Annotated in this window: 13 protein-coding genes; 12 read left to right on the forward strand and 1 reads right to left on the reverse strand. The window is 62.2% G+C overall.

Annotated elements, in window-relative coordinates; genetic code table 11:
- The first annotated feature begins 161 nt into the window (after positions 1 to 161).
- The 9 genes from rplK to RA21_RS21395 all read left to right on the forward strand — a co-directional run bounded on the left by rplK (position 162) and on the right by RA21_RS21395 (position 14,282).
- Entirely contained in the window at positions 162 to 587 is a 426-nt protein-coding gene (gene rplK / locus RA21_RS21355; RefSeq protein ID WP_019298608.1) for a 50S ribosomal protein L11, read from the forward strand.
- 1 nt (position 588) lies between these two features.
- Entirely contained in the window at positions 589 to 1,287 is a 699-nt protein-coding gene (rplA, locus tag RA21_RS21360; RefSeq protein WP_019298609.1) for a 50S ribosomal protein L1, read from the forward strand.
- 179 nt (positions 1,288 to 1,466) lie between these two features.
- On the forward strand, positions 1,467 to 2,519 hold the full coding sequence (locus RA21_RS22165; RefSeq protein ID WP_052257741.1) for a Hint domain-containing protein: 1,053 nt from the start codon (positions 1,467 to 1,469) through the stop codon (positions 2,517 to 2,519).
- A gap of 305 nt (positions 2,520 to 2,824) precedes the next feature.
- Complete coding sequence (gene rplJ / locus RA21_RS21370) at positions 2,825 to 3,343, forward strand: 50S ribosomal protein L10 (RefSeq protein WP_029205089.1); 519 nt, start codon at positions 2,825 to 2,827, stop codon at positions 3,341 to 3,343.
- Between the two features lie 80 nt (positions 3,344 to 3,423).
- Entirely contained in the window at positions 3,424 to 3,798 is a 375-nt protein-coding gene (rplL, locus tag RA21_RS21375) for a 50S ribosomal protein L7/L12 (protein ID WP_019298611.1), read from the forward strand.
- A 248-nt stretch (positions 3,799 to 4,046) separates the two neighbouring features.
- Positions 4,047 to 8,183 (forward strand): DNA-directed RNA polymerase subunit beta, encoded by a 4,137-nt coding sequence (gene rpoB, locus RA21_RS21380; RefSeq protein WP_039152530.1) that lies wholly within the window; start codon positions 4,047 to 4,049, stop codon positions 8,181 to 8,183.
- A 53-nt stretch (positions 8,184 to 8,236) separates the two neighbouring features.
- The gene (rpoC, locus tag RA21_RS21385) at positions 8,237 to 12,478 is read left to right on the forward strand and encodes a DNA-directed RNA polymerase subunit beta' (RefSeq protein ID WP_039152532.1); all 4,242 of its coding nucleotides are present in this window, start codon (positions 8,237 to 8,239) and stop codon (positions 12,476 to 12,478) included.
- 107 nt (positions 12,479 to 12,585) lie between these two features.
- Positions 12,586 to 13,401, forward strand: coding sequence for a glycosyltransferase (locus RA21_RS21390; protein WP_019298614.1), 816 nt, complete (start codon positions 12,586 to 12,588; stop codon positions 13,399 to 13,401).
- Complete coding sequence (locus RA21_RS21395) at positions 13,398 to 14,282, forward strand: DMT family transporter (RefSeq protein ID WP_019298615.1); 885 nt, start codon at positions 13,398 to 13,400, stop codon at positions 14,280 to 14,282. The genes RA21_RS21390 and RA21_RS21395 overlap by 4 nt, the downstream gene beginning before the upstream one ends.
- Here the strand turns inward: RA21_RS21395 and RA21_RS21400 are convergent.
- Entirely contained in the window at positions 14,272 to 15,078 is an 807-nt protein-coding gene (locus RA21_RS21400; protein ID WP_039152534.1) for a putative rhamnosyl transferase, read from the reverse strand. The two genes, RA21_RS21395 and RA21_RS21400, sit on opposite strands and share 11 nt — an antisense overlap.
- A gap of 361 nt (positions 15,079 to 15,439) precedes the next feature.
- Between RA21_RS21400 and rpsL the strand changes: the two genes are divergently transcribed.
- From rpsL to fusA, 3 genes are read left to right on the forward strand one after another with little or no spacing between them, the layout of a single operon-like run.
- Complete coding sequence (gene rpsL, locus RA21_RS21405; RefSeq protein ID WP_019298617.1) at positions 15,440 to 15,811, forward strand: 30S ribosomal protein S12; 372 nt, start codon at positions 15,440 to 15,442, stop codon at positions 15,809 to 15,811.
- Positions 15,812 to 15,826: 15 nt separating this feature from the next.
- Complete coding sequence (gene rpsG, locus RA21_RS21410; protein ID WP_019298618.1) at positions 15,827 to 16,297, forward strand: 30S ribosomal protein S7; 471 nt, start codon at positions 15,827 to 15,829, stop codon at positions 16,295 to 16,297.
- 18 nt (positions 16,298 to 16,315) lie between these two features.
- The gene (fusA, locus tag RA21_RS21415) at positions 16,316 to 18,433 is read left to right on the forward strand and encodes an elongation factor G (RefSeq protein WP_039152536.1); all 2,118 of its coding nucleotides are present in this window, start codon (positions 16,316 to 16,318) and stop codon (positions 18,431 to 18,433) included.
- Positions 18,434 to 18,516 lie beyond the last annotated feature (83 nt).

Here is an 18,516-nt window from a genome sequence, read left to right on the forward strand (position 1 = left end):
CCCGCCCCACTTGCCAACCCCCGCATTCCCCTGTAAACGCCGCCTCTATCGTCTTCGGGCGAGATTCTCTCGTGGGAGATGGACGGATCGCGATCCTGACATCCGACCACGCAACAGTCTCCGGGCGGAACGCGTTCCGTCCTCGTTGAAAGGACAACCAAATGGCTAAGAAGCTTGTTGGTTCGATGAAGCTGCAGGTTCCTGCAGGTCAGGCAAACCCCTCTCCGCCCGTCGGCCCGGCCCTGGGTCAGCGCGGCATCAACATCATGGAATTCTGCAAGGCGTTCAACGCCAAGACCGCAGACATGGAGCCCGGCGCGCCGTGCCCGACCGTGATCACCTACTATCAGGACAAGTCCTTCACCATGGACATCAAGACGCCGCCCGCGTCTTACTACCTGAAGAAGGCGGCCAAGGTGAAATCCGGCGCGAACAACCCGAGCCGGGAAACCGTCGGCACCGTGACCGTGGCCCAGGTGAAAGAAATCGCCGAAGCCAAGATGAAAGATCTGAACGCCAACGACATCGACGCGGCAATGCAGATCATCCTGGGCTCCGCCCGCTCCATGGGCATCGAGGTGAAGTAAGATGGCAAAGCTCGGTAAACGCACCCGCGCCGCGCGCGAAGCTTTCGCAGGCAAAGAAAACCTGTCCGTGGAAGAAGCTGTTGCCCTGGTGAAAGCCAACGCAACCTCGAAGTTCGACGAAACCGTCGAAATCTCCCTGAACCTGGGCGTTGACACCCGCCACGCAGACCAGATGGTCCGCGGCGTGGTCGGCCTGCCGAACGGCACCGGCAAAGCCATGCGCGTTGCTGTGTTCGCCCGCGGCCCCAAGGCTGACGAAGCGACCGCAGCCGGTGCAGACATCGTCGGCGCCGAAGACCTGATGGAAGCGATCCAGGGCGGCAAGATCGACTTTGACCGCTGCATCGCAACCCCGGACATGATGCCGGTCGTCGGCCGTCTGGGCAAAATCCTGGGCCCGCGCAACCTGATGCCGAACCCGAAAGTCGGCACCGTGACCATGGACGTGAAAGCGGCCGTGGAAGCAGCCAAGGGCGGCGAAGTCCAGTTCAAAGCGGAAAAAGGCGGCGTTGTGCATGCCGGCGTCGGCAAAGCGTCCTTTGACGAAGCCAAGCTGGTCGAGAACGTCCGTGCCTTCGTGTCGGCCGTGGCCAAAGCCAAGCCGACCGGTGCCAAAGGCGCCTACATGAAAAAGATCAACCTGTCCTCGACCATGGGTCCGGGCATCACGGTTGACGTGGACAACGCTGTCACCGAGTAATCGGACGGCATTGCCAGACTTGAGAGCCCCGGGCGCGCAAGCACCCGGGGTTTTTTCTTTGGGGCTGGCCCCAAGGCGGGATTCCGCCGTTTGCGGGCGCGGGCCTTCTCACGGATATTTCATACGGTTAACCTTGGGTTAAATCTTGTTCCCGTCTCACCGGGGGTTATCTGCGGCCCATGGCACTTCGAAGCTTCTTTGCACAAGACAGTTCCAGCCTGATTGTTGCGTCCAGTTCCAGCGGCGCAATCGTTGGCGGCCCGGTCATCAACAATTCGGGCACGCCGGATGGCACCGTCTTTACCTATTCCGGCGGCACCGGGACCACGGTGACGCTGGATGACACCGGCGGCGGGCGGAACCGGTTCAATGACGACCGGGAGGATGACCACGTCATCACGGATGGCGGCGGCATTGTGGCTGACGGCACCGAAGTGGAGGCGGAATCGCAAATCCAGGTGCGGCTGCTGGACGAAAGCGGCAACCCCGCCGGGCCGGAGATCACCATCTATGTTTTCTCGCAGAACGGGCAGACTTCCGATATCTGGGGCTATGCCACCAGTGCGCCGCTGGAGGGCGGCCAGTCCTATGTGAAGGTTGGCGGCTCCAACACCGGCACCGCCCGCTACAATGATTTCATCACCTGTTTCGGGGATGGCACCCTGATCGAAACAGCCGGCGGCCCGGTTCCGGTTGAAGAGCTGGCACAGGGGCAGCTGGTCTGGACCCTCGATGGCGGGCTGGAGCCCATCCGCTGGCTGTCATCGGCTGAGGTGCCGGGCGAGGGGGCCTTTGCCCCAGTGGTGTTTGCACCGGGTGCCATCGGCAACAGTTCGGAACTGGTGCTGTCGCAGCAGCACAGGGTGCACATCAAGCTGCCGGCGGCGGAGATGCTGTTCGGAAAGGCAGAGGTGCTGGTGGCGGCCAAGCACCTGTGCGGGCTGCCGGGTGTTGCCATCCGGGAGCAGGCGTCAGTCCGCTACCATCATTTCATGTTCGACCGCCACCATATCGTGAAATCAAACGGTGTCCTGACAGAGAGTTTCTTTCTGTCGGCGGGATCTGTTGCGGCGCTGGAGAGCGGTCCGCGCCGGGAATTGGCGGCGTTGTTTCCGGACCTGGGGCGCGGGGCTGCGGGTTTTGGCGGGACGGCTGCCATGACCCTGACCGGCAGGGAGGCGCGGGTGGTCCGCAGCTGCCTGCAGGCACGGGGGGCGGCAGCCGCCGCCTGAGCCTGCGGGAAATTGCCGGAAAGGGGCGGATTGGCCCTTGGAAATCCCCGCAAATGCGACTAACTACGGCCTTGAGATAAAGCGTGCGATTCGTCGTGCGCTTTATTTCATTTCGTCCAAGATGGTGGGTGGCCTTTCGATCGGGTCTTAATTTCCCTCCTGAGACGGGTAAGACCAGGAAGATCGAGGGTTTTCATTCCCTCGGGCGACTTTGGCTCATCCCGTAAAACGGACCTGAACGCCGGGCCATCTGGTTCGGCAAATATGAGCCGGGATGCGCAAGCATCCCTAACTTGGAGAGAACTGTGGATAGAGCCCAGAAAGAGAAAGTGGTCGAGGAACTCGGCCAGATCTTCGAAAGCTCTGGCGTCGTGGTGGTAGCTCACTACGCCGGTCTGACAGTTGCCGAGATGCAGGATCTGCGCGCGCGTGCAAGCGACGCGAACAGCTCCGTGCGTGTTGCCAAGAACAGGCTCGCCAAAATCGCCCTCGAGGGTAAGCCGTGTGCAAGCATGGCCGGCCTGCTGACGGGTATGACCGTTCTGACCTACTCTGAAGATCCCGTGTCCGCTGCAAAAGTGGCCGAGGATTTCGCCAAGGAAAACAAAAAGTTTGAGATCCTTGGCGGCGCAATGGGTGAGAACGCTCTGGACCGTGCCGGTGTCGAAGCCGTGTCGAAAATGCCGTCCCGCGACGAGCTCATCGCTCAGATCGCAAGCTGCATTGGCGCACCTGCTTCCAACATCGCCGGCGCGATTGGCGCACCTGCAAGCAACATCGCAAGCATCCTTTCGACCATCGAAGAGAAGGCGGAAGCTGCGTAAGCGGTTGGCACTGAATGGCTGGCGTGGGGCAAAAGCCCGCACGTTGGAACACACATACTGTAAACGGAAAGAGCTGAACAATGGCTGATCTGAAAGCACTCGCAGAAAGCATCGTGGGTCTGACCCTGCTGGAAGCACAAGAACTGAAAACCATCCTGAAAGACGAATACGGCATCGAGCCCGCTGCTGGCGGCGCTGTGATGGTTGCAGCTGGCGGCGACGCCGGTGGCGCAGCTGAAGAAGAAAAGACCGAATTCGACGTCGTTCTGAAGAACGCCGGCGCTTCCAAGATCAACGTGATCAAAGAAGTTCGCGGCATCACCGGCCTGGGCCTGAAAGAAGCCAAAGAGCTGGTCGAAGCTGGCGGCAAAATCAAAGAAGGCATCGACAAAGCCGAAGCAGAAGACATCAAAGCCAAGCTGGAAGCAGCTGGCGCCGAAGTCGAGCTGGCCTAAGTCCTGCCTCTGGTGCATCGCCGATGCATCGGAAATTTGGCTGGGTCCGGATTTTTCCGGGCCCAGCCGAACCTGTCTTAGAAAGGGCCTCATCCAAGAGGCGTTTTCTTAGGCGGAGTTCAAAGGATCGGGAGGCTGCCTTCGGGACGGTGGCCATGAATTGATCCGAACGCGCTGTCTCGTATGGGCAAGGAGCCGGGGCCCGGCGGCTTCCTTGACCGGTGAGAACTCGAAAGGTGACATCTGACATGGCTCAATCGTTCCTTGGCCAGAAACGTCTACGCAAATATTACGGCAAAATCCGCGAAGTGCTGGAGATGCCGAACCTCATCGAGGTGCAGAAATCTTCTTATGACCTTTTCCTGCGCTCCGGCGATGCAGCTGAGCCGCTGGACGGCGAAGGCATCAAAGGTGTGTTCCAGTCGGTATTCCCGATCAAGGATTTCAACGAAACCTCCGTTCTGGAGTTCGTGAAATACTCGTTCGAGAAGCCGAAGTACGACGTCGAAGAGTGCATGCAGCGCGACATGACCTACTCGGCGCCGCTGAAGGTCACCCTGCGCCTGATCGTGTTTGATGTCGATGAGGACACTGGCGCGAAGTCGGTGAAGGACATCAAGGAACAGGACGTCTTCATGGGCGACATGCCCCTGATGACCCCGAACGGCACCTTCATCGTGAACGGCACCGAGCGTGTGATCGTGTCCCAGATGCACCGCTCGCCGGGCGTGTTCTTCGACCACGACAAGGGCAAGACCCACTCCTCGGGCAAGCTGCTGTTTGCCTGCCGCATCATCCCGTACCGCGGCTCCTGGCTGGACTTCGAGTTCGACGCCAAGGACATCGTCTTTGCCCGTATCGACCGCCGCCGCAAGCTGCCGGTGACCACCCTGCTGTACGCCCTGGGCCTGGACCAGGAAGGCATCATGGATGCCTATTACAACACCGTGCAGTTCAAGCTGGAGAAATCCCGCGGCTGGGTTACCCCGTTCTTCCCGGAACGCGTGCGCGGCACCCGCCCGACCTATGACCTGGTGGACGCTGCCACCGGCGAGATCATCTGCGAAGCCGGCAAGAAGGTCACCCCGCGCGCCGTCAAGAAGCTGATCGAGGAAGGCTCTGTCACCGACCTTCTGGTTCCGTTCGATCACATCGTCGGCAAATATGTCTCCAAGGACATCATCAACGAAGACAACGGCGCGATCTATGTCGAGGCCGGTGATGAGCTGACCCTGGAATACGACAAGGACGGCGAGCTGATCGGCGGTTCCTTGAAGGAGCTGCTGGACGCGGGCATCACCGACATTCCGGTGCTGGACATCGACAACGTCAACGTCGGCCCCTACATGCGCAACACCATGGCGCAGGACAAGAACCTGGACCGCAACAGCGCGCTGATGGACATCTACCGCGTGATGCGCCCGGGCGAGCCGCCCACCGTCGAGGCCGCCTCGGCGCTGTTCGACACCCTGTTCTTCGACAGCGAGCGTTACGACCTGTCCGCCGTTGGCCGCGTGAAGATGAACATGCGCCTGGCACTGGACGCCGAGGACACCCAGCGCACCCTGCGCAAGGAAGACATCGTTGCCTGTATCAAGGCGCTGGTCGACCTGCGTGACGGCCGCGGCGATGTCGACGACATCGACCACCTGGGCAACCGCCGCGTGCGCTCCGTCGGCGAGCTGATGGAAAACCAGTACCGCGTCGGCCTCTTGCGCATGGAGCGTGCGATCAAGGAGCGGATGTCCTCCGTCGAGATCGACACCGTGATGCCGCAGGATCTGATCAACGCAAAACCGGCTGCGGCTGCGGTGCGTGAATTCTTCGGCTCCTCGCAGCTGTCGCAGTTCATGGACCAGACCAACCCGCTGTCGGAAGTCACCCACAAACGCCGCCTGTCGGCGCTTGGCCCGGGCGGCCTGACCCGCGAGCGCGCCGGCTTTGAGGTCCGCGACGTGCACCCGACCCACTATGGCCGGATGTGCCCGATTGAGACCCCGGAAGGCCCGAACATTGGTCTGATCAACTCGCTGGCGACCTTCGCGCGCGTCAACAAATACGGCTTCATTGAAACCCCCTACCGGGTGGTGAACGAAGGCCAGGTGACCGACGAAGTGCACTACATGTCGGCGACCGAAGAGATGCGCCACACCGTGGCGCAGGCGAACGCGACCCTGGACGAGAGCGGCAAGTTCATCAACGACCTGGTGTCGACCCGCCAGTCCGGCGACTACACCCTGGCGCCGCGCGAAAGCGTGGACCTCATTGACGTGTCGCCGAAACAGCTGGTCTCCGTTGCTGCCTCGCTGATCCCGTTCCTGGAAAACGACGACGCCAACCGCGCTCTGATGGGCTCGAACATGCAGCGTCAGGCGGTTCCGCTGCTGCGTGCAGAGGCGCCGCTGGTCGGCACCGGCATCGAGGAAAAGGTTGCGATTGACTCCGGCGCGGCCATCCAGGCCAAGCGTGCAGGCATCATCGACCAGGTCGATGCGCAGCGTATCGTGATCCGTGCCACCTCCGATCTGGAGCTGGGCGACGCGGGCGTTGACATCTACCGTCTGCGCAAGTTCCAGCGTTCCAACCAGAACACCACCATCAACCAGAAGCCTCTGGTCAAGGTGGGCGACACCGTTGCCAAGGGCGAGGTTATCGCCGACGGCCCGTCGACCGATATGGGCGAACTGGCACTGGGCAAAAACGTGGTCGTCGCGTTCATGCCGTGGAACGGCTACAACTACGAAGACTCCATCCTGATCTCCGAGCGCATCGCGCGTGACGACGTCTTCACCTCGGTCCACATCGAGGAATTCGAAGTCGCCGCCCGTGACACCAAGCTCGGGCCGGAAGAAATCACCCGCGACATCCCCAACGTCGGCGAGGAAGCCCTGCGCAACCTCGACGAGGCGGGCATCGTCTACATCGGTGCCGATGTGGAACCGGGCGACATTCTGGTCGGCAAGATCACTCCGAAGGGCGAAAGCCCGATGACCCCGGAAGAGAAGCTGCTGCGCGCCATCTTCGGCGAGAAGGCTTCCGACGTGCGCGACACCTCGCTGCGCGTGAAGCCGGGCGACTACGGTACCGTGGTCGAGGTGCGCGTCTTCAACCGCCACGGCGTGGAGAAAGACGAGCGTGCGCTGCAGATCGAGCGTGAGGAAGTCGAGCGTCTGGCCCGTGACCGGGACGACGAGCTGGCGATCCTGGACCGCAACATCTATGCCCGCCTGCGCGATATGCTGCTGGGCAAAGTCGCGGTCAAAGGCCCGAAAGGCGTGCGCTCCGGTTCCCCGATCGACGAGGAGCTGCTGGACAGCCTGTCCCGCGGCCAGTGGTGGATGCTTGCCCTTGAGGATGAGCAGGACGCCCAGGTCGTCGAGGCCCTGAACGAGCAGTACGAGGCGCAGAAGCGCGCCCTGGACGCCCGTTTCGAGGACAAGGTCGAGAAGGTCCGCCGCGGCGACGACCTGCCGCCGGGTGTGATGAAGATGGTCAAGGTCTTCATCGCGGTGAAGCGCAAGCTGCAGCCGGGCGACAAGATGGCCGGCCGTCACGGCAACAAAGGTGTGATCTCGAAAGTGGTGCCGATGGAGGACATGCCGTTCCTCGCCGATGGTACTCCGGTCGACTTCTGCCTCAACCCGCTGGGCGTGCCGTCGCGTATGAACGTCGGTCAGATCCTGGAGACCCACATGGGCTGGGCCGCACGCGGCCTCGGCATCAAGGTGGATGACGCGCTGCAGGAATACCGCCGCTCGGGCGACCTGACCCCGGTCCGTGAAGCGATGCACCACGCCTATGGCGACGATGTCTACGACGAAGGCATCGCCAATATGGACGAGGACACGCTGATCGAAGCCGCAGGCAACGTGACCCGCGGTGTGCCGATTGCGACCCCGGTCTTCGACGGCGCCAAGGAAGACGATGTGAACAACGCCCTGGTGCGTGCGGGCTTTGACCAGTCCGGCCAGTCGATCCTGTTCGACGGCCGCACCGGCGAGCAGTTTGCGCGCCCCGTGACCGTTGGCATCAAGTACCTGCTGAAGCTGCACCACCTGGTGGACGACAAGATCCACGCGCGTTCCACCGGCCCGTACTCGCTGGTTACCCAGCAGCCGCTGGGCGGTAAGGCGCAGTTCGGCGGTCAGCGCTTTGGTGAGATGGAAGTCTGGGCTCTGGAAGCCTATGGCGCCGCCTACACCCTGCAGGAGATGCTCACCGTCAAATCGGATGACGTCGCCGGCCGGACCAAGGTCTATGAGTCGATCGTCAAGGGCGAGGATAACTTCGAGGCGGGCGTGCCGGAATCGTTCAACGTTCTGGTTAAAGAAGTCCGCGGCCTCGGCCTGAACATGGAACTCCTGGATGCGGAGGTTGAGGAGTAAGGGCCCCGCGCCCTTCTCCCGCTCCCCCCTTCCGCAAGATTTGAGGTATCAAAATGAACCAGGAAATCACCAACAACCCGTTCAACCCGCTGACCCCGCCGAAGGTCTTTGATGAAATCAAAGTCTCGCTGGCCAGCCCGGAACGGATCCTGTCTTGGTCCTACGGCGAAATCAAAAAGCCCGAGACCATCAACTACCGGACCTTCAAGCCGGAGCGCGACGGCCTGTTCTGCGCCCGGATCTTTGGCCCGATCAAAGACTACGAATGCCTGTGCGGCAAATATAAGCGGATGAAGTACCGCGGCGTCGTCTGCGAGAAATGCGGCGTCGAGGTCACCCTGCAGAAAGTGCGCCGCGAGCGCATGGGCCACATCGAACTGGCCGCGCCGGTTGCGCATATCTGGTTCCTGAAGTCGCTGCCCAGCCGCATCGGCCTGATGCTGGACATGACCCTGCGCGACCTGGAACGGGTTCTGTACTTTGAAAACTACGTTGTCATCGAGCCGGGTCTGACCGACCTGACCTATGGTCAGATGATGACCGAAGAAGAGTTCATGGACGCCCAGGATGCCTACGGCATGGACGCCTTCACCGCCAACATCGGCGCTGAAGCGATCCGTGACATGCTGGCCCAGATCGACCTGGAATCGGAAGCCGAAACGCTGCGCGCCGAACTGGCCGAAGCGACCGGTGAACTGAAGCCCAAGAAGATCATCAAGCGCCTGAAAGTCGTGGAATCCTTCCTGGAATCGGGCAACCGTCCGGAATGGATGATCATGACCGTGATCCCGGTCATTCCGCCGGAACTGCGTCCGCTGGTTCCGCTGGACGGCGGCCGCTTTGCGACCTCCGACCTCAATGACCTGTACCGCCGCGTGATCAACCGGAACAACCGCCTGAAGCGGCTGATCGAACTGCGCGCGCCTGACATCATCGTCCGCAACGAAAAGCGGATGCTGCAGGAGTCTGTTGACGCGCTGTTCGACAACGGCCGCCGCGGCCGCGTCATCACCGGCGCTAACAAGCGCCCGCTGAAGTCGCTCTCTGACATGCTGAAAGGCAAGCAGGGCCGCTTCCGCCAGAACCTTCTGGGTAAGCGCGTCGACTTCTCCGGCCGTTCGGTGATTGTGACCGGTCCTGAGCTGAAGCTGCACCAGTGCGGCCTGCCCAAGAAGATGGCGCTGGAGCTGTTCAAGCCCTTCATCTACTCGCGTCTGGAGGCCAAGGGCCTGTCCAGCACCGTGAAGCAGGCGAAGAAGCTGGTTGAGAAAGAGCGCCCCGAGGTTTGGGATATCCTCGATGAGGTGATCCGCGAGCACCCGGTGATGCTGAACCGCGCACCGACGCTGCACCGTCTGGGTATCCAGGCGTTCGAACCCACGCTGATCGAAGGTAAAGCCATCCAGCTGCACCCGCTGGTCTGCTCGGCGTTCAACGCGGACTTCGACGGCGACCAGATGGCTGTGCACGTCCCGCTGAGCCTCGAGGCCCAGCTGGAAGCGCGCGTCCTGATGATGTCGACCAACAACGTTCTGTCGCCCGCCAACGGCGCGCCGATCATCGTTCCTTCGCAGGATATGATCCTGGGTCTCTACTATGTGTCCCTGGAGCGCGAAGGCATGCCCGGCGAAGGCAAGATCTTTGGCACCATCGACGAGGTTCAGCACGCGCTGGACGCCGGCGAAGTGCACCTGCACACCAAGATCACCGCGCGGATCACCCAGATCGACGAGGAAGGCAACGAGGTTCTCCAGCGTTTCGAGACCACCCCGGGCCGTGTCCGTCTGGGCGCGCTGCTGCCGAAAAACGCCAAGGCGCCGTTTGAACTGGTCAACCGTCTTCTGCGGAAGAAAGAGGTTCAGCAGGTCATCGACACCGTCTACCGCTACTGCGGCCAGAAAGAGTCGGTCATCTTCTGCGACCAGATCATGACCATGGGCTTCCGCGAGGCGTTCAAGGCCGGCATCTCCTTCGGCAAGGACGATATGGTGATCCCGGATACCAAGTGGACCATCGTCGACGACACCCGCGAGCAGGTGAAAGACTTCGAACAGCAGTACATGGACGGCCTGATCACTCAGGGCGAAAAGTACAACAAGGTTGTCGATGCCTGGTCGAAGTGTAACGACAAGGTCACCGAAGCGATGATGGGCACCATCTCCGCTGACAAGCGGGACGAGAACGGCGCCGTGATGGAACCGAACTCGGTCTACATGATGGCCCACTCCGGTGCGCGTGGCTCGGTTACTCAGATGAAGCAGCTGGGCGGCATGCGCGGCCTGATGGCCAAGCCGAACGGCGACATCATCGAGACCCCGATCATCTCGAACTTTAAAGAAGGCCTGACCGTTCTCGAGTACTTCAACTCGACCCACGGTGCCCGTAAGGGTCTGTCGGATACCGCGCTTAAGACGGCGAACTCGGGTTACCTGACCCGCCGTCTGGTGGACGTGGCGCAGGACTGCATCGTTCGCGAGATCGATTGCGGCACCGAGCGTGCGATCACCGCAGAAGCGGCTGTGAACGATGGTGAAGTCGTGGCGTCGCTGGGCGAGCGCATCCTGGGCCGTGTGGCTGCGGATGACATCAAGAAGCCCGGCACCGAAGAGATCATCATCGCTGCAGGCCAGCTGATCGACGAACGCATGGCCGACGCAGTGGAAGAGGCCGGCGTGCAATCGACCCGCATCCGCTCGCCGCTGACCTGTGAGAGCGAAGAGGGCGTCTGCGCCATGTGCTACGGCCGTGACCTGGCCCGCGGCACCCGCGTGAACACCGGCGAGGCCGTCGGTATCATCGCGGCGCAGTCGATCGGTGAACCCGGTACCCAGCTGACCATGCGGACCTTCCACATCGGCGGCGTTGCCCAGGGTGGCCAGCAGTCGTTCCTGGAAGCCTCGCAGTCCGGCAAGATCGTCTTCGAAATGCCGCAGACCCTGGAGAACGCCAATGGCGAGACCCTGGTTGTCGGCCGCAACATGAAGCTGATCATCCAGGACGAGCACGGCGAAGAGCGCGCCAGCCACAAGCTGGGCTACGGCTCCAAGCTGTTCGTCAAGGAAGGCCAGATGGTCAACCGCGGCGACAAGCTGTTCGAATGGGACCCCTACACCCTGCCGATCATCGCCGAGAAGCCGGGTACCGCGAAGTATGTCGACCTGATCTCGGGCCTGGCTGTCCGCGACGAGACCGACGAAGCCACCGGCATGACCCAGAAGATCGTGATCGACTGGCGTGCGGCTCCGAAGGGCTCTGATCTGAAGCCGGAAATCATCCTGGTGGACGGCAACGGCGAACCGGTGCGCAACGACGCAGGCAACCCGCTGACCTACCCGATGTCCGTGGATGCCATCCTGTCGGTCGAAGACGGCCAGCAGATCATGGCAGGTGACGTTGTCGCGCGTATCCCGCGTGAAGGCGCCAAGACCAAGGACATTACCGGTGGTCTGCCGCGCGTTGCGGAACTGTTCGAAGCCCGCCGTCCGAAAGATCACGCGATCATCGCCGAAATCGATGGTTACGTGCGCTTCGGCCGCGACTACAAGAACAAGCGCCGTATCGCGATCGAGCCGAGCGACGAGTCGATGGAAGCCGTCGAATACATGGTGCCCAAGGGCAAGCACATTCCGGTTCAGGAAGGTGATTTTGTCCAGAAGGGCGACTACATCATGGACGGCAACCCGGCGCCGCATGACATCCTGTCCATCATGGGTGTCGAGGCACTGGCGAACTACATGATCGACGAGGTCCAGGACGTCTACCGCCTGCAGGGTGTGAAGATCAACGACAAGCACATCGAGGTGATCGTCCGCCAGATGCTGCAGAAGTGGGAGATCTCCGACTCCGGCGACACCACGCTGCTGAAAGGCGAACACGTGGACAAGCAGGAGTTCGACGCCGCCAACGAGAAGGCCCTTGCCCGCGGCAAGCGTCCGGCTCAGGGCGAACCGATCCTGCTGGGTATCACCAAGGCGTCGCTGCAGACCCGCTCCTTCATCTCGGCGGCCTCCTTCCAGGAGACCACCCGGGTTCTCACCGAGGCTTCGGTGCAGGGCAAGAAGGACAAGCTGGTCGGCCTCAAGGAGAACGTCATCGTGGGCCGCCTGATCCCGGCCGGCACCGGCGGCGCCACCCAGCGGGTGCGCCAGATCGCCCAGGGCCGCGACAACGTGGTTCTGGAAGCCCGCCGCGAGGAAGCCGAAGCCGCTGCAGCCCTGGCTGCGCCGGTGATGGACGAGGACGCGATGGACGCTGGTCTGGACAACCTGGTCGATACCCCGGAAAGCCGCGACTAAGCTCCGGCACCTGATCGAAAAACAGAAAAGCCCCCGCATTGCTGATGCGGGGGCTTTTTCACATCTGCTGCCGGGGCTATCTGTTGCAGGGCAGGGAGGGTGCAGGGATGGACATCAGGCTGCGGATGGCCGGGCTGGTCCGCTTTTCCGTGCTGAGCACGGATTACTATTCGGAACGCTTCGGCACGCTGGAGGAAAAGGCCGCGCATCTGTTCAGCCCGGAACGGATGGAGCTGCGGTTCCGGCTGTTTGAAAACCTGTGCCTGCATGCGCTGACCCGGCAGAGCGACCCGCGGTTCCGGCTGATCGTGCTGACCTCCGACAGCCTGCCGCCGCCCTATCTGGAGCGGCTGCTGGACCTGACCGAACCCTATGCCAATATCTTCTGCCATGCCGCGGCGCCGGCAATCCACTACCAGCAGCTGAAGCAGGCCCTCGCTCTGCTCCCGCTGCCCCAGGCGACCCATCGGGTGCTGTTCCGGCTGGATGACGATGATGCGGTGGACGGGGACTTTGTCCGCCGCACCAAGCGCCTCGCCCGCGGCCTGATCCCGCTGCAGGGCGGCGGCAGCGCGCCCTTTGCAATTGCCCACAATCGCGGTTTCTATCTGGAAAAGGGGGCCAGCGGGGCAGACGTCTATGACGCCTGCGAACGGCTGCCGCTGTCCGCCGGGCTGACGGTGGTGGCGCCTGCGGGGGAGACGGTAAACCCCTATACCTACAACCACCGCCGTATCGCCCAGCACCTCAACACGGTCTCCGACATCTCGGTGCCGGCCTTCCTGCGGACGGTTCATGGCGACAACAAATCCGATCCGGTGCAGATCGGCGACGCCCGGAAATGGCCCCCGCAGAAAATTGAAGAGGCACTGGAGCGGCACTTCGGCCGCACCGGCGATCAAGTGAGGGCATTGCTGCCATGACACCAAACCAGACAGGCGCGCTTTTGATGATGGGGGCGATGGCGGCCTATACCTTCAACGATGCGCTGGTAAAGCTGATCGGCGGGGCGCTGCCGCTGCCGCAGATCCTGACGGTGCGCGGGCTGGCGGCCAGCGTGCTGATCTATCTGCTGGTGCGGCGGATGGGCGGGCTGCAGCTGCGCCTGCCGCGCCGCGCCTGGGGCATGATCGCGTTGCGCTGCGCGGGGGAAGTCTCGGCCACCTACCTGTTCCTGACCGCGCTGATGGTGATGCCGATTGCCAATGTCACCGCAGTCCTGCAGGTGCTGCCGCTGGCGGTGACGCTGAGTGCTGCGCTGTTCCTGCAAGAGCCGGTGGGCTGGCGGCGGATGGCAGCGATTGCCGCTGGTTTCTGCGGCATGCTGCTGATTGTGCGGCCGGGGCCGGAGGGGTTCAGCGAGGGGGCGCTATATGCGCTGGCGTCGGTGGCCTGCATCACCGCCCGTGACCTGGTGACCCGGCGGATGCCGCCGGAGGTGCCGTCGATGACGGTGACGCTGATGTCTTCGCTGTCGGTGCTGGCCTTCGGCATTGCGGGCTCTGCCGCGGTGGAATGGCAGCCGATGGGCGGGCGCGAGCTGCTGATCCTGGGCGGCGCGGCCCTGTTCATCTTTGCGGGCTACCTGTGCTCAGTCATGACCATGCGGGTGGGGGAGATCGCGGTGATTGCGCCCCTGCGCTACAGCGGATTGCTGTGGGCGCTGCTGTTGGGCTGGCTGGTGTTCGGCGAATGGCCGGATGCGGTGACGCTCTTGGGCGCGGCCATCGTGGCCGGGGCCGGGGTCTTCACCTTCTACCGGGAGCGCCAGGCCGCCCGCAAACGCCGCCCGGTCACGCGCTGAACGCTGCGCGCACGCGGTCTGCCCGGATGCCGAAGACGGTTGCGAATTCGCGTTCCTGCTTCGGTGTCAGCCGGGTTACCTCAACCGGCTTGGCCCTGTCCTGGCGGGAATCGTTGAACCGGTTGTGGCTGCGCACCCACATCGGCACATCGGTCACGGTCACCGTCGGCATGTGGTGGTGGATGCGGTTATGGGCGAAGTTCATGATCGTCTTGCGGCAGCCGCCCGCCGCATACATCGCCAGCGCCGCGGTGAAATAGGGCCGCACGGCAGGTTCCGAGGCGGCGATCCCATCGGCGCTGAATTCGGCGATATAGCCGCGGTTGAAATCAATCGCGGCAGTGTCCGTCTTGGCAAGCAGCGGCGCACAGTCCGCCGCGGCCTCCCGCAGCCGCTCGATGAACTCACCGGCTACCGCATCATCGTCGTCAAAGCGGAACTGCAGGCAGGGCTGACCGGGATCCTTGCGAGCGCTGTTCAGAAGCTCCTTCATCACCTCGCGGTGGCGGCGCGGCGGCTGGGATACGATCTGAACCTGCGGCATGTCCGAGGTCAGATCCCGCAGCCGGTCATGGTGCTGCCGGGGCAGGCTGTCGCCGGTCACGATGATCAGGTCAAAGCCGGGGTCGCTCTGCGCCCGCAGGGACGGCAGGGCGACAGTCTCGAACAGCCGGAACCGCTCCTCCATCCGCGCGTCAGAGTAGAGATAGGCGATCCGCTCCGCCATTGTCTCATGCTCGACCTGAAACCCGCCGATGGCCGGGTAGGAGAACCGGCACAGCCCGATGACCTGCATACTGAAATCCGTTTGTTGCAAATGCCTGCGCCGGCGACTATGGCGGGCCGGCAGCCCGCTGGCAACCGCCGCGCCGGTGCGGCCCGGCCCGCAGCGCCCGGCTGCTGTTGACAACCCCCGCGACTCCCCATATACGCGCGCCTATCCGGCACCCGGAGTGTATGCTTCGAAAGCCGAATTCAAAATTGCAGTGGCTCAAGGTCCGGGCACTTTTACCACCCGGATCCTCTGTAAACACACCGCGTCGTCTCACCTCGGAATGGGAGCGATTGCGGTTTTTGCGCTTGTGGACGCACAGGTGCAGCGAAATCACCCGCACGCGCCGGCGTGCATGACAAGTTGCTAAACGGGGAATACCTGAATGCCAACGATCCAGCAGCTGATCCGCAAGCCGCGTCAGCCGAAGCGTAAAGTTTCGAAGTCCCAGCACCTCGAGCAGTGCCCGCAAAAGCGCGGCGTCTGCACCCGCGTGTACACCACCACTCCGAAGAAACCGAACTCCGCTATGCGGAAAGTTGCGAAGGTCCGCCTGACCAACGGTTACGAAGTGATCTCCTACATCCCCGGTGAAAGCCACAACCTTCAGGAACACTCCGTGGTTCTGATCCGCGGCGGCCGTGTAAAAGACCTTCCGGGTGTCCGTTACCACATCCTGCGCGGTGTTCTGGATACCCAGGGCGTCAAAGACCGTAAGCAGCGCCGCTCGAAGTACGGCGCGAAGCGTCCTAAGTAAGAAGGAGAGGCTGATATGTCACGTCGTCACGCCGCTGAAAAACGCGAAGTTCTGCCCGACGCCAAGTTCGGCGACCGCGTTCTGACCAAATTCATGAACAACCTGATGATCGACGGCAAGAAGTCGGTCGCAGAGCGTATCGTCTACAACGCATTCGACCGCGTTGAAGGCAAGATCAAGCGCGCTCCGGTTGAAGTCTTCCACGAAGCGCTGGACAACATCAAACCGTCCGTCGAGGTCCGCTCCCGCCGTGTTGGCGGCGCGACCTACCAGGTTCCGGTTGAAGTCCGCCCCGAGCGCCGCGAAGCGCTGGCCATCCGCTGGCTGATCGCTGCTGCCCGCAACCGCAACGAAAACACCATGGAAGAGCGCCTCGCAGGCGAGCTGCTGGACGCCGTCCAGTCCCGTGGCACCGCGGTCAAGAAGCGCGAAGACACCCACAAGATGGCAGAGGCCAACAAAGCCTTCTCCCATTATCGCTGGTAAGCTAGAGGACATAGACCTATGGCACGCGAATATCCCCTCAATCTGTACCGTAACTTCGGTATCATGGCGCACATCGATGCGGGTAAAACCACCTGCTCCGAGCGCATCCTGTATTACACCGGCAAATCCCACAACATCGGTGAGGTGCACGACGGTGCAGCCACCATGGACTGGATGGAGCAGGAGCAGGAACGCGGCATCACCATCACCTCGGCTGCGACCACCACCTTCTGGGAACGCACCGAAGACGGCAAGACCGCTGACTCTCCGAAGCACCGCCTGAACATCATCGACACCCCCGGCCACGTTGACTTCACCATCGAAGTTGAGCGTTCGCTGGCGGTTCTCGACGGTGCTGTCTGTGTTCTGGACGCCAACGCCGGTGTTGAGCCGCAGACCGAAACCGTGTGGCGTCAGGCTGACCGCTACAAGGTTCCGCGCATGGTGTTCGTCAACAAGATGGACAAGATCGGCGCTGACTTCTTCAACTGCGTCAACATGATCGAAGACCGTACCGGCGCCCGCGCGGTTCCGGTTGGTGTGCCGATCGGCGCCGAGAACGAGCTGGAAGGCCTGGTTGACCTGGTCAACATGGAAGAATGGCTGTGGCAGGGCGAAGACCTGGGCGCATCCTGGGTCAAAGCTCCGATCCGCGACAGCCTGAAAGACATGGCTGACGAGTGGCGCGGCAAGATGATCGAAGCGGCCGTCGAAATGGACGACGACGCGATGGAAGCCTACCTGGAAGGCGAAGAGCCCGACGTTCCGACCCTGCGCAAACTGCTGCGCAAGGGCACCCTGGAACTGGCCTTCGTTCCGGTCCTGGGCGGCTCCGCGTTCAAGAACAAAGGCGTTCAGCCGCTCTTGAACGCTGTGATCGACTACCTGCCCAGCCCGCTGGACGTTGTCGACTACATGGGCTTCAAACCCGGTGACGAAGAAGAAGTCCGTAACATTGCCCGCCGCGCGGACGATGAAATGGCGTTCTCCGGCCTGGCGTTCAAGATCATGAACGACCCGTTCGTCGGCTCCCTGACCTTCACCCGGATCTACTCCGGCGTGCTGAACAAGGGCGACACCCTGCTGAACTCGACCAAGGGCAAGAAAGAGCGCGTTGGCCGGATGATGATGATGCACTCGAACAACCGTGAGGAAATCACGGAAGCGTTCGCAGGCGACATCATCGCGCTGGCAGGCCTGAAGGACACCACCACCGGTGACACCCTCTGCGCCGTCAACGATCCGGTTGTTCTGGAAACCATGACCTTCCCCGATCCGGTGATCGAGATCGCGGTTGAGCCGAAAACCAAGGCCGACCAGGAGAAGATGTCCCAGGGTCTGGCCCGTCTGGCCGCCGAAGACCCGTCCTTCCGCGTCGAGACCGACATCGAGTCCGGTCAGACCATCATGAAGGGCATGGGCGAACTTCACCTGGACATCCTGGTGGACCGCCTCAAGCGCGAGTTCAAGGTTGAGGCGAACATCGGTGCGCCGCAGGTGGCCTACCGCGAGACCATCTCCAAAGAGGTCGAGCATTCTTACACCCACAAGAAACAGTCGGGTGGTTCGGGCCAGTTCGCCGAGGTGAAGCTGATCATCTCGCCGACAGAAGCAGGCGAAGGCTACTCCTTCGAATCCCGCATCGTTGGCGGTGCGGTTCCGAAGGAATACATCCCGGGCGTCGAAAAAGGCATCCAGTCCGTCATGGACAGCGGCCCGCTGGCCGGCTTCCCCGTGATCGACTTCAAGGTTGCCCTGATCGACGGTAAGTTCCACGACGTGGACTCCTCGGTTCTGGCCTTTGAAATCGCCGCCCGCATGGGCATGCGTGAAGGCATGCGCAAGGCTGGTGCGAAACTGCTCGAGCCGGTGATGAAGGTTGAGGTGATCACCCCGGAAGAATACACCGGCGGCATCATCGGCGACCTGACGTCCCGCCGCGGCCAGGTGTCCGGCCAGGAGAACCGCGGCAACGCAATCGCGATCGACGCGTTTGTGCCGCTGGCGAACATGTTCGGCTACATCAACACCCTGCGTTCGATGAGCTCGGGCCGCGCCCAGTTCACCATGCAGTTCGACCACTACGAACCGGTTCCGCAGAACATCTCGGAAGAGATCCAGGCGAAATACGCGTAAGCGTCAGAAAATACGGGGGTTCGCAAGTGTTGCGGACCCCCCTCGAAGCAAAAGGAGGCCATCATGGCTAAGGAAAAGTTTGA

The sequence above is a fragment of the Leisingera sp. ANG-DT genome (genome assembly GCF_000813785.1).
Taxonomy (GTDB): Bacteria; Pseudomonadota; Alphaproteobacteria; order Rhodobacterales; family Rhodobacteraceae; genus Leisingera.